Source organism: Mycobacterium sp. SMC-15, from assembly GCF_045310925.1.
Lineage (GTDB): Bacteria > Actinomycetota > Actinomycetes > Mycobacteriales > Mycobacteriaceae > Mycobacterium.
In genome coordinates this window covers 13658-25338 of record NZ_JBJIAJ010000008.1, presented here as the reverse complement: position 1 = coordinate 25338, position 11681 = coordinate 13658, and the positions used below count along the sequence as shown (strand labels likewise).

The window sequence follows — 11681 nt, the reverse complement described above, 5'->3', positions numbered from 1 at the left end:
GCTCACATCCGGAATACGCCGTAGGAGACCGGGTCCAAAGGCGCGTTCGAGCAGACCGAAAGCGCCAGGCCCAGAACTGTTCTGGTGTCGGCCGGGTCGATGATCCCGTCGTCCCACAACCGGGCGGTCGAGTAGTACGGATTGCCCTGCACCTCGTATTGCTCGCGGATCGGCGCCTTGAAGGCTTCCTCGTCGGCCGCCGACCACGGCTTGCCGGCGGCATCGAGTTGATCGCCGCGCACGGTGGCCAGCACCGACGCCGCCTGCTCACCACCCATCACCGAGATCCGCGCGTTGGGCCACATCCACAGGAACCGCGGCGAATACGCCCGACCACACATGGAGTAGTTGCCCGCCCCGTAGGAGCCGCCGATCACGACCGTCAGCTTGGGCACCCGCGCGCAGGCCACCGCGGTGACCATCTTGGCCCCGTGCTTGGCGATACCACCGGCCTCGTAGTCGCGGCCGACCATGAACCCGGCGATGTTCTGCAGGAACACCAGTGGGATCGAGCGCTTGTCGCACAGTTCGATGAAGTGCGCCCCCTTGAGCGCGGATTCACCGAACAGCACCCCGTTGTTGGCGATGATCCCGACCGGGTGGCCGTGGATGCGCGCGAACGCGGTCACCAGGGTTTTGCCGTACTCGGCCTTGAACTCGCTGTACTCGCTGTTGTCGACCAGCCGGACTATCACCTGCCGCACGTCATAGGGCACCCGTGGATCCGGCGGAACTACGTCGTAGAGCTCGGCCGGGTCATGCTGGGGCTCGGCGGAGTCGCTGATCTCCCAAGGGCTTTCCGGGCGCGGCCCGAGGGTCGCCGCGATCTGGCGCACGATGCGCAGCGCGTGCTCGTCGTCGTCGGCCAAATAGTCGGTGACCCCGGAGACCTTGGAGTGCAGGTCGCCGCCGCCGAGTTCTTCGGCGGTCACCACTTCGCCGGTCGCGGCCTTCACCAGCGGCGGTCCGCCCAGGAAGATGGTGCCCTGCTCGCGGACGATGACGGCCTCGTCGCTCATCGCCGGGACGTAGGCGCCGCCGGCGGTGCACGAGCCGAGTACCGCCGCGATCTGCGGAATGCCCGCAGCGCTCATGGTCGCCTGGTTGTAGAAGATGCGGCCGAAGTGCTCACGGTCGGGGAAGACTTCGTCCTGGCGGGGCAGGAACGCTCCCCCGGAGTCCACCAGGTACAGGCAGGGCAGCCGATTGCCCAGTGCCACCTCTTGGGCACGCAGGTGCTTTTTGACCGTCACCGGGTAGTAGGTGCCACCCTTGACGGTGGCGTCATTGGCGACGATCACGCATTCGCGCCCAGCGACCCGCCCGATGCCGGTGATGATCCCGGCCCCGGGACACTCGTTGTCGTACATCCCTTCGGCGGCCAGCGGCGCCAGTTCCAGGAACGGGCTGCCGGGGTCCAGCAACCGGTCAACCCGGTCGCGTGGCAACAGTTTTCCGCGGGCCACATGGCGCTGCCGGGACTGCTCGTTGCCGCCGAGGGCGGCCGCCGCCAGCTTGGCGTTGAGCTCGGCGACCAGACGACGGTGTTCGTCAGCGAATACCGGTGACGTCATGACAGTGCCGAAAGATCCAGCGGGGCATCGGTTTTCGCGACGACCTCGTCGACGGTGACACCCGGGGCCGTCTCGATCAGCTTCAGACCGTCCTCGGTGACGTCGACGACGGCCAGGTCGGTGATGACCCGGTTGACGCAGCGGGCGCCGGTGAGCGGCAGCGTGCAGTGCTCGACGATCTTGGCGCTGCCGTCTTTGGCGGCGTGTTCCATCATCACGATCACCCGGCGCGCTCCGTGCACCAGGTCCATCGCCCCGCCCATGCCTTTGATCATCTTGCCGGGAATCATCCAGTTGGCCAGGTCGCCGGCGGCCGAAACCTGCATGGCGCCCAGGACCGCCACGTCGAGGTGGCCGCCGCGGATGACTCCGAACGACGCCGACGACGAGAAGAAGGATGCGCCGGGCAGGGTGGTGACGGTCTCCTTGCCGGCATTGATCAGGTCGGCGTCGAGATCTTCGCGCAGCGGGTAGGGGCCGACTCCGAGGATTCCGTTCTCCGAGTGCAGCACCACGCTGACGCCGTCGGGGATGTGGTTGGGAATCAAGGTGGGCAATCCGATGCCCAGGTTGACGTACTGCCCGTCGCGCAGCTCGGCGGCCACCCGTGCGGCTAACTCGTCTCTGGTGAGGGTCATGACTAACGCACCGTCTCCCGCTCGATTCGCTTGATCGGATCAGGCACGTGCACCACCCGGTGCACGAAGACTCCCTGGGTGTGCACCTCGGCGGGGCAGATCTCGCCGGGCTCGACCAGATGCTCGACCTCGGCGATGGTGATCCGGCCTGCCGCAGCGCAGTCCGGGTTGAAGTTGGCGGCGGCCTCGCGGTAGACCAGGTTGCCGTGCCGGTCACCCTTCCAGGCGTGCACCAGTGCGAAGTCGGTGCGGATCGCCCGCTCCAGGACATAGGTTCGGCCGTCGAATTCCCGGGTCTCTTTCGGCGGCGAGGCCACCGCGACCCCGCCGGCGCCGTCGTAGCGCCACGGCAGGCCGCCGTCGGCAACCTGGGTGCCCACGCCGGTGGGCGTGTAGAACGCCGGGATGCCGGCGCCGCCGGCACGCAGCCGCTCGGCGAGGGTGCCCTGCGGGGTCAGCTCCATTTCGAGCTCACCGGAGAGGAACTGCCGGGCGAACTCCTTGTTCTCACCTACATAGGAGCTGACCGTGCGGCGGATGCGCTTGTGCTCCAAGAGCACTCCCAGTCCGACACCGTCGACACCGCAGTTGTTGGACACCGTCTCCAGATCGGTGACCCCGAGCTGCAGCAGGGCCTCGATCAACGCCTCCGGGATGCCGCAGAGTCCGAACCCGCCTACCGCCAGCGACGCGCCGTCGGTGACGTCGGCCACGGCCTCTGCCGCCGTCGCCACGACCTTGTCTATCGCCACGCGCGCCTCCTCATTTCAGTTAATGTTCATTAACTGATGCCAGAGAATACCATTCTCGAGCAGCCTTGTCAGCCGCCGCCCAAATGCTCGATTGCCTGCCGGCGCATCTGGTCCTTGCGGACCTTCCCGGTGACCGTCATCGGGAACTCGGCCACGACCCGCACGTAGCGCGGCACCTTGAAGTGCGCGAGCCGGCCCGCGCAGAACTCCCGCAGCCCCTCGACGGTCAACGGCGGCGTCCCGTCGCGCATCATCACCACCGCCATCAGCTCCTCGCCGTAGGTTTCGTCGGGCACGCCGATGACCTGAGCGTCGCGGATGTCGGGATGGGTGTAGAGGAATTCCTCGATCTCGCGCGGGTAGATGTTCTCCCCGCCGCGGATCACCATGTCCTTGATCCGGCCGGTGATTCGGACGTAGCCGTCGCCATCCATCACGGCCAGATCGCCGGTGTGCATCCAGCCGCCCGCGTCGATAGCCGCCGCGGTCTTGTCCGGGTCATTCCAGTAACCGGTCATCACCGAGTAGCCCCGGGTGCACAGCTCGCCGACCTGCCCACGCGGCACCGTCGCACCGGTGCCCGGGTCGGTCAGCTTGATCTCCAGGTGCGGGCCGACCTGCCCGACGGTCTCCACTCGCTGCTCCAGCGAGTCCTCACTGCGGGTTTGGGCCGAGACCGGGGAGGTCTCGGTCATGCCGTAGCAGATCGCCACCCCGGCCATGTGCATGTCGTCGATGACCCGTCGCATCACCTCAGCCGGGCACGGCGATCCCGCCATGATCCCGGTACGCAGGCTGGTCAGGTCGTACTCGCCGAAGTCAGCCAGACCGAGTTCGGCGATGAACATGGTGGGCACCCCGTAAAGGCTGGTGCACGCCTCATCCTGCACCGCTCGCAGCGTGGCCACCGGATCGAAGCCGGGACCCGGCAAGACGATGGTCGCGCCGTGACTGGTCGCCGCCAGGCTCCCCATCACCAGACCGAAGCAGTGGTAGAGCGGCACCGGAAGGCAGATCCGGTCCGCTTCGGTGTAGCCGAGCAGCTCACCGACCAGGTAGCCGTTGTTGAGGATGTTGCGATGACTCAGCGTCGCGCCCTTGGGGTAACCCGTGGTGCCCGAGGTGTATTGGATATTGATCGGATCCCGGGCATCCAGTGTCGCGGCCACCTGCGCCAGTGCGGTCGCATCGATCGACGTGCCGGCCAGCTCCTGCCAACGGGGACCGTCGATGAACACCACCTCGCGCAGATCCGGGCATTCGGGGGCCACCTCCCCCAGCATTCCGACGTAATCGGAGGTCTTGAAACGCGAAGCCGAGATGACCATCGCGGCCCCGGACTGCTTGAGCGCATAGGCCAATTCGTGGGAGCGGTAGGCGGGATTGACGTTGACCAGAATCGCGCCGATCTGGGCGGTGGCGTACTGGGTCAATACCCATTCGGCACAGTTGGGCGCCCAGATGCCCACTCGCTCCCCCGCGCCGATACCGGCCTTCAGCAGCCCGGTTGCCAGTCGCCGCACCTCGGCCAAGAACTCGGCGTAGCTCCAACGCCGACCCGACGCAACGTCAACCAACGCATCGCGATCGGGGAACGCGCTAGCGATCGCCGCGAGAGTGGCGCCGATCGTCGCCTCCAACAGGGCGGGCTCGGCCCCGCCGCTGGCGTAGGACAAGTCGTCCTGTGCCGCGGGTATCGCAGTTGCCATCGGGCCTCCACCGATGTCGCCCAAAGCCGGATGTATTCCGAGGCGACGGGTGTTACGTTAGTGGCCATTAACTGAGATGTCCACGATGGAGCGGAGGGGTGATGGCTTCTTCCATTCCGAAGTCCACCTCGGCCGACTCGGCGGGCAACGACGAGCCGGCCAACCGGCGCAGCCGGCTGAAGTCCGACCGGCGTAGCCAGTTGCTCGCGGCCGCCGAACGCCTCTTCGCCCAGGGCGGCTACCCCGCAGTGCGGTTGGAGGACATCGGTGCGGCCGCAGGAGTCAGCGGTCCGGCCATTTACCGACACTTCGCAGGCAAAGAAGCACTGCTCGTCGAGCTGCTGGTCGGTATCAGCACCCGGTTACTCGCCGGGGCGCGCGCCGTCGAAGCGGGTGGACACGGCCCGCAGGAAGTGCTGGACGGCCTGGTCGACTTTCACCTTGACTTCGCCCTCGGCGAGCCGGATCTGATCCGTATCCAGGACCGTGACCTGGCACATCTTCCGGCCGCCGCCCAGCGCCAGGTGCGCAGCGCCCAGCGGCAGTATGTCGAGGTGTGGGTGAGCGTGTTGCGCACGCTGCACACGGGTCTGGCCGAAACCGATGCACGGCTGATGGCCCACGCCGCGTTCGGCTTGCTGAACTCGACCCCGCACAGCATGAAGCCCACCGGCGCCAAGTCAGCCGGCCCGGAGCGCTCGCGAGCGGTGTTGCGGGCGATGACGATCAGAGCGCTGGGCGCGGCCGCAATTTAGGCCGGGCACGCCGACGTCCCGGCCGCCGACGCCCGCCGCAGGTACCCTGCAAGCCATGAGGTGGGCATGACCGATCCGTACCGACCGGAGGGCTCTAACCAGCCGTGGCAGCGCGGTGGAGCGTCCGAACCGCCGACCGCCGGCTATCCGCCCTACGTCGACCCGGCCTACGCCGGGCAGCTCCCGACGTACCCGCCCGGCTATCCGCCGCAGGCTCCGCACCCCACCGAGCAACTGCCGCGACAGCCCTGGGAGGCGCCCCAGCCCCCGCCGGGTGGGCCAGTAGGCGGCGGCGAGGGCGGACCGCCGGAGCCCCCACGGTTCCCGAACTGGCTGTTCCTGGTCGCCGGCGCCGCGGTGCTGCTGGTGGTCGGCATGGTCATCGCCCTGGTGATCGCCAATGGCTCGCAACGCAATTCGGCCACCGTGACACCGGTGACCCCGTTGCCGACGGCCCCGAGTACGCCGGTTCCCAAGCGCGTTCCGACCACCACGCCCCCGTCGCGGACGCCGGCGCCCAGCACCACACCAACCACGCCGCCACCGACGACCTCGACCACCGCCGGGGTGCCCGAGACGATCGTCTACAGCGTCAGCGGGACCGGCAGGGCGCTCAGCATCGCCTACATCGATACCGGCGGGATATTGCAGACCGAGTTCAACGTGGCCCTGCCGTGGACCAAGCAGGTGACGCTGACGCCGCCGGCGACGACGGCTGCGGCGGTCACGGTGGTCAATTTCGGCGAGCAGATCACCTGCTCGGTATCGGTGGACGGCGCCCAGGTCCGTCAGCGCACCGGTTCGATCCTCACGGTGTGCGCGGCGGCCGGCTGAGGCGATCGCCAGCGCGGCGGAGCCGGGCGAAGCGGGTCGCCGTCAAACCCGGCTGACCCGCACCGGCAGAATCGCCAGCAGGCCCAGCAGCAGGACGGTGCACAGCCCGCCCATGCCCGCCCGGTCGGAGCCAAAGACGTCGACGAAGACCGAGAACAGCCACGGCGCCAGGAACGACACCGCCCGACCGGTCATGGTGTAGAGGCCGAACGCCACCCCTTCCATACCGTCGTCGGCCATCCGCAGCAGCAGAGTGCGCGCCGAGGATTGGGTCGGCCCGATGAACAGACACAGCACCAGCCCGCAGGCCCAGAACGCCCCTGGCCCCGACAGCGTCATCAGCGTGGTGCCGGCGGCGATCATCACGACCAGGGAGCCCACGATGACGGTCTTGGACCCGATCCGGTCGTCGAGCAGGCCACCGGCGATCGCCCCGAGTGCGGCCACCACACTGGCGGCCACCCCGAAGATCAGCACGTCGCCGGCCGAGATGCCGTAGACGTTGACGCCGAGCACCGCGCCGAACGCGAACACCCCAGCCAGTCCATCGCGGAAGATCGCGCTAGCCACCAGATAGAAGACCAAGTTGCGGTCGCGATGCCATTCCACGGTGATGTCGCGCCACAATTGGCGGTAACCGCCGAAGAAGCCCAGCCGCGGCGCAGGCGCCTCACCCTCGCCCGCCAACCGGTGCGCGGTGAGCAGCAGCGGCAGCGCGAACACCGTCAGCCACGCCGCCGCCATCAGCATTGCCACCCGAACGTTGTGGCCACCTTCGGTGGACAAACCGAGCAGGCCGCGGGTGGGACCGCTGCCGGCGATGCAGCCCACGTAGACCAGCAGCAGCAACACCACGCTGCCGGCATAGCCGGCCGCCCAGCCGAAACCGGAGATCCGGCCGGAGTTCTGCGGGGTCGACAGCTGCCGCAGCATGGCGTTGTAGGGCACGCTGGCAAGGTCGCCGCACGCGGCGGTGAGCGCCAACAGCAGCAGGCCCGGAGCCAGGTAGGCGGGCTCGTCACGGATCAGGCTCATCGAGGCCGTCAGCGCCGCCGCGGTACCGGTCAGCACCGCCAGCGTCACGCGACGACGGTGTGGGGCGGCCACCCAGACCCCGATCACCGGCGCCACCGCGGCCACGGTCAGCCCCGAGATGGCCAGGGTGCGGCCCAGCCAGCTCGCCGGGGACACCTCTCCGGGCAGCTCACGGCCGACACTGCTGGTCAGATACACCGAGTAGACGAACGTCACCACGATGGCGCTGACGCCGGCCGCACCGGTGTCCCACAGGGCCCACGCCACGATCCGGGATCGCCCCGGCTTGTCCGCCCCAGGCTCACCCATGACTGGCACTCTACGATTGCCCCATGCCGATTCCTGCTCCCAGCCCAGATGCCCGCGCCGTCGTCACCGGAGCGTCCCAGGGGATCGGTGAGGCGTTGGCCACCGAGCTGGCCGCCCGCGGCCACGCCCTAATCATCACCGCGCGCCGCGAAGACGTGCTCAACGACGTGGCGGCGCGGTTGCGGGACAAGTACCGGGTCGCGGTGGAGGTCCGGGCGGTCGACCTGGCCGACCCGCCGGCGCGTGACGCGTTCTGCGCTGAATTGGCCGAGCGGGACATCTCGGTGCTGTGCGCCAACGCCGGAACCGCGACGTTCGGACCGATCTCCGGCCTGGACCCGGCGGCGGAGAAGGCCCAGGTGCAGCTGAACGCGGTGGCGGTGCACGACCTGGTCTTGGCGGTGCTGCCCGGCATGCTCGAGCGCCGCGCCGGCGGCATATTGATCTCGGGTTCGGCGGCGGGCAACTCACCGATCCCCAACAACGCGACCTACGCCGCGACCAAGGCGTTTGCGAACACGTTCAGCGAATCGCTGCGCGGCGAGCTGCGGGGGTCCGGGGTGCACGTGACCTTGCTGGCGCCGGGGCCGGTGCGCGCCGAGATGCCTGATGCCACCGAGGCCTCGCTGGTCGACCGGCTGATCCCGGACTTCTTGTGGATCTCCACCCAGCACACCGCGAAGCTGTCGCTGGATGCACTGGCGCGCAACAAGATGCGCGTGGTGCCCGGGATCACCTCCAAAGCCATGTCGATGGCCAGCGGCTACGCGCCGCGCGCCATCGTCACGCCGATCGTGGGGGCGGTCTATAAGAAGCTCGGCGGGGACTAACGCTCCAGTTACCGGCGACGCCGGCCGGTGCCCATCATGCCCCGGGTGATCTCGCGACCCATCGCTGTTCCCGCCGAACGGGCAAAGCTCTTGGCCGCCGGGCTCGCGAAGATGCCCTTGATCCAGCGTCCCAGTCGCGTCCACCAGTGCAGCTTCGGTGGCGGCGGCAGCTCGTCGTATCCCTGGGCGTCGGATGGCGGCGCACTGCCCTCCCCCGATGCGAGCTTGCCGGACAAGATCTCATAGGCCGACTCGCGATCCACCGTCTCGCTGTAGACGGCGTGCAGCGGGCTCGCGGTGGCTGCGGCGGTGATCGCCGCGTCACCGACGGGGGCCATCAGCGATCGCGGTGCCCGCAGCCGCGTCCAGGCGACCGGGGTGGGGGCGCCCTTCTCCGACAGGACGGTGACGATCGCCTCGCCGATCCCCAGCGACGTCAGCGCCGACTCCAGGTCATAGACCTTGGTTTTCGGGTAGGTGCGCACCGTTTTGCTCAGCGCCGCCTGGTCATCGGGGGTGAACGCGCGCAGCGCATGCTGGATCCGGGCGCCCAGCTGCGACAGCACGCTGTTGGGCACATCGGTGGGCAACTGGGTGCAGAAGAACACCCCGACGCCCTTGGAGCGGATCAGCTTCACGGTCTGCTCGACCTGCTGCAGGAACGCCTTGGAGGCGTCGGTGAACAGCAGGTGCGCCTCGTCGAAGAAGAACACCAGCTTGGGCTTGTCGACGTCGCCGACCTCGGGAAGCAGCGTGAACAGGTCGGCGAGCACCCACATCAAGAAGGTGGAGAACAACACCGGGCGGGCGGCTTGATCGCCCAGTTCCAGCAGCGAGATGATCCCGCGGCCCTGACTGTCGGTGCGTATCAAGTCCTCCGGTTTGAGCTCCGGCTCACCGAAGAAGGTGTCGCCGCCTTCGGCCTCCAGGTTGACCAGGGCACGCAGGATCACCCCGGCGGTCTGAGCCGACACCCCGCCGAGGTTCTTCAGTTGAGGTTTGCCGGCATCGCTGGTCAAAAACGTGATGACCGAACGCAAATCCTTCAGGTCCAGCAGCAGGTAGCTGTTCTGGTCCGCCCAGTGAAAGATCAGCCCGAGGGTCGATTCCTGGGTGGCATTGAGCCCCAACACCTTCGACAACAGAATGGGTCCGAAGCTGGAAATGGTGGCGCGCACCGGGATTCCGAGACCGCCGGTGCCCAGCGACAGGAACTCCACCGGGAACGCCGTCGGCGTCCAGTCGTCGCCGGTCTCGGTGGCGCGCTGGGTGATCTTGTCGCCGGCCTCCCCCGCCCGCGAGAGCCCGGACAGGTCACCTTTGACGTCGGCCATCAGCACCGGGACGCCGGCGGCCGACAGCTGCTCGGCGATCACCTGCAACGTCTTGGTCTTGCCGGTGCCGGTGGCGCCGGCCACCAGGCCGTGACGGTTGATGGTGGCCAGCGGAATGCGGACCTGCGCGGAGGCGTCTGCGGTGTCGTCGATGACCACCGTGCCCAGTTCCAGGGCCTGGCCGTCGGCGACGTAGCCCGCCGCGATCTGCTGCGCGGCGTTCGCCGCCGACTCGGGACTCACAGGTCACGACATTACTTGGCCGGTCTGTACCGCTGTGCGGCTATGGCGGGGGCGAACGGCTAACGTTGGCTCACTGTGAGTGCTGCACGAGACGAACTCGTCTGGATCGACTGTGAGATGACCGGCCTGGATCTGGGCTCGGACAAGCTCATCGAGATCGCCGTCCTGGTCACCGACGGCGAGCTGAACATCCTGGGCGACGGTATTGACGTGGTGATCCACGCCGACGACGCGGACCTGGACGCGATGAGCCCCGTGGTGACCGCGATGCACACCAGATCGGGCCTGATCGACGAGGTCAGGGCGTCGACGGTCGATCTGGCCACCGCCGAGGCGATGGTGCTCGACTACATCCGCACCCACGTCAAGCAGGCCAAGACGGCGCCGCTGGCGGGCAACTCGATCGGCACCGACCGCGGTTTCCTGGCCCGCGACATGACCGCCCTCAACGACTACCTGCACTACCGGATGATCGACGTCAGCTCGATCAAGGAGCTGTGCCGTCGGTGGTATCCGCGGATCTACTTCGGCCAGCCCGAAAAGGGCCTGGCGCACCGCGCACTGGCCGACATCCACGAGTCCATCCGGGAATTGAAGTACTACCGGCGCACCGCGTTCGTCGCCCCACCCGGGCCGTCTACCAGCGACATTGCCGCGATCGCCGGGGAACTGGGGCCGCCGGTGGACGCGCCCGACGATATCGATTCGGTCGCTGAGCGCCCAAGCGGTTAGTATCGACGACGCTGCTTGCTAGTCGGGGCAGCAATGGTGGCTGTAGTTCAGTTGGTAGAGCACCAGGTTGTGATCCTGGGTGTCGCGGGTTCGAGTCCCGTCAGCCACCCCAGCAGGTCAGGCCCCCTTTCGAGGGGGCCTGACTCGTTTCTACGGGATTCTGAGCGACCTTGTGGCATCCGTGGTGGGGCGCAACATCCCCAGTCTGGCGCCGCCGCGAAGGCCGCGGTCACATACGCCTTGCCGGATGGGGACAGGATGGATAAGCCGTACTGCAGCCTATGCGGCCTCACCCCGGGTGAACTCCACGATGTCACGCCACCGGCTTCCCGTCGCGGACTTGAGCACAAAGCCCCTGGGTTCGAAAAGAGCGCGTAGTTCTGCGACGCCCAGTCGATCGGGGTCAAGGAATATCTCCTGGAAGACCAGCCGCCCACCCGGCTTGATCACATTCTGCAAGGACACCGCACATGCCGCTTTGTCCGGAACCTCGCCGAGCACGCTGGCCAGAAATGCAAGATCAAAAGTGTTGTCGGGGAAAGGAAGCCCGTCACTGGCGTCGCCCGAGTGAAATTGCACATTCCGGTAGCCAGCAGCTTCGACTTTTTGCTTCACCTTGTCCAGCATCTGCGGTTGGACATCGAAAAGATCGAGGTGGCCGGTCGTCAGCCGGCGGGCGATCTCGATACTGAAGATCCCCGGACCAGGTCCGATCTCCAGCACTCGTTCACCTCCGCGAAGCGCTAGCTGGCCGACCACGCCACCAGGATTGACAAGGCGTCGGTGAATCGGATTGTCCAGCAGGAAGGCGGCCTGGTGCGGAAAGGGGAAGTCACCGACCCGGCGCACCTGGCGTATCACAGCGTCCATCCACGTTATAGGCATTGAGTTAGGCTACCCTAACTCGATGTTCTACGCCCGCCGTTCCGTTGGGGA

Annotated in this window: 11 protein-coding genes and 1 tRNA gene; 5 read left to right on the top strand and 7 right to left on the bottom strand. The window is 67.5% G+C overall.

The features are described from left to right. Positions 1-2: 2 nt before the first annotated feature. The 4 genes from ACJH71_RS13120 to ACJH71_RS13105 all read right to left on the bottom strand — a co-directional run bounded on the left by ACJH71_RS13120 (position 3) and on the right by ACJH71_RS13105 (position 4673). Positions 3-1574 (bottom strand): carboxyl transferase domain-containing protein, encoded by a 1572-nt coding sequence (locus ACJH71_RS13120; protein WP_406758454.1) that lies wholly within the window; start codon positions 1572-1574, stop codon positions 3-5. Beyond that, positions 1571-2212 carry a 3-oxoacid CoA-transferase subunit B gene (locus tag ACJH71_RS13115; RefSeq protein WP_406758453.1) on the bottom strand — a complete coding sequence of 214 codons (642 nt, stop codon included), beginning with the start codon at positions 2210-2212 and terminating at the stop codon, positions 1571-1573. Before ACJH71_RS13115 ends, ACJH71_RS13120 begins: the two co-directional genes overlap by 4 nt. 2 nt (positions 2213-2214) lie before the next feature. Beyond that, complete coding sequence (locus tag ACJH71_RS13110; RefSeq protein ID WP_406758628.1) at positions 2215-2958, bottom strand: CoA transferase subunit A; 744 nt, start codon at positions 2956-2958, stop codon at positions 2215-2217. Between the two features lie 74 nt (positions 2959-3032). Further along, positions 3033-4673 (bottom strand): AMP-binding protein, encoded by a 1641-nt coding sequence (locus ACJH71_RS13105; protein ID WP_406758452.1) that lies wholly within the window; start codon positions 4671-4673, stop codon positions 3033-3035. A gap of 101 nt (positions 4674-4774) precedes the next feature. Between ACJH71_RS13105 and ACJH71_RS13100 the strand changes: the two genes are divergently transcribed. Both ACJH71_RS13100 and ACJH71_RS13095 read left to right on the top strand, forming a co-directional pair. Beyond that, positions 4775-5428: a TetR/AcrR family transcriptional regulator gene (locus ACJH71_RS13100; protein WP_406758451.1), complete on the top strand. Its 654-nt coding sequence runs from the start codon at positions 4775-4777 to the stop codon at positions 5426-5428. Positions 5429-5494: 66 nt separating this feature from the next. Continuing rightward, entirely contained in the window at positions 5495-6262 is a 768-nt protein-coding gene (locus ACJH71_RS13095; protein WP_406758450.1) for an MmpS family transport accessory protein, read from the top strand. Positions 6263-6304: 42 nt separating this feature from the next. Here the strand turns inward: ACJH71_RS13095 and ACJH71_RS13090 are convergent, their stop codons facing one another. Beyond that, complete coding sequence (locus ACJH71_RS13090) at positions 6305-7606, bottom strand: MFS transporter (protein ID WP_406758449.1); 1302 nt, start codon at positions 7604-7606, stop codon at positions 6305-6307. A gap of 23 nt (positions 7607-7629) precedes the next feature. On the opposite strand from ACJH71_RS13090, the gene cmrA reads away from it, so the two are divergent. Further along, entirely contained in the window at positions 7630-8436 is an 807-nt protein-coding gene (cmrA, locus tag ACJH71_RS13085) for a mycolate reductase (RefSeq protein ID WP_406758448.1), read from the top strand. Positions 8437-8444: 8 nt separating this feature from the next. On the opposite strand, the gene ACJH71_RS13080 is transcribed toward cmrA, so the two are convergent. Then, a complete protein-coding gene (locus ACJH71_RS13080) occupies positions 8445-10013 on the bottom strand; it encodes a helicase HerA-like domain-containing protein (protein WP_406758447.1) in 1569 nt (522 codons plus the stop codon). Positions 10014-10088: 75 nt separating this feature from the next. On the opposite strand from ACJH71_RS13080, the gene orn reads away from it, so the two are divergent. Together orn and ACJH71_RS13070 are read left to right on the top strand one after the other, a co-directional pair. Then, complete coding sequence (gene orn / locus ACJH71_RS13075) at positions 10089-10745, top strand: oligoribonuclease (RefSeq protein ID WP_406758446.1); 657 nt, start codon at positions 10089-10091, stop codon at positions 10743-10745. Positions 10746-10781: 36 nt separating this feature from the next. Beyond that, positions 10782-10857 (top strand) — tRNA-His (locus ACJH71_RS13070). A 167-nt stretch (positions 10858-11024) separates the two neighbouring features. Here ACJH71_RS13070 and ACJH71_RS13065 read toward each other — a convergent pair. Then, a complete protein-coding gene (locus ACJH71_RS13065) occupies positions 11025-11615 on the bottom strand; it encodes a class I SAM-dependent methyltransferase (protein WP_406758627.1) in 591 nt (196 codons plus the stop codon). Positions 11616-11681 lie beyond the last annotated feature (66 nt).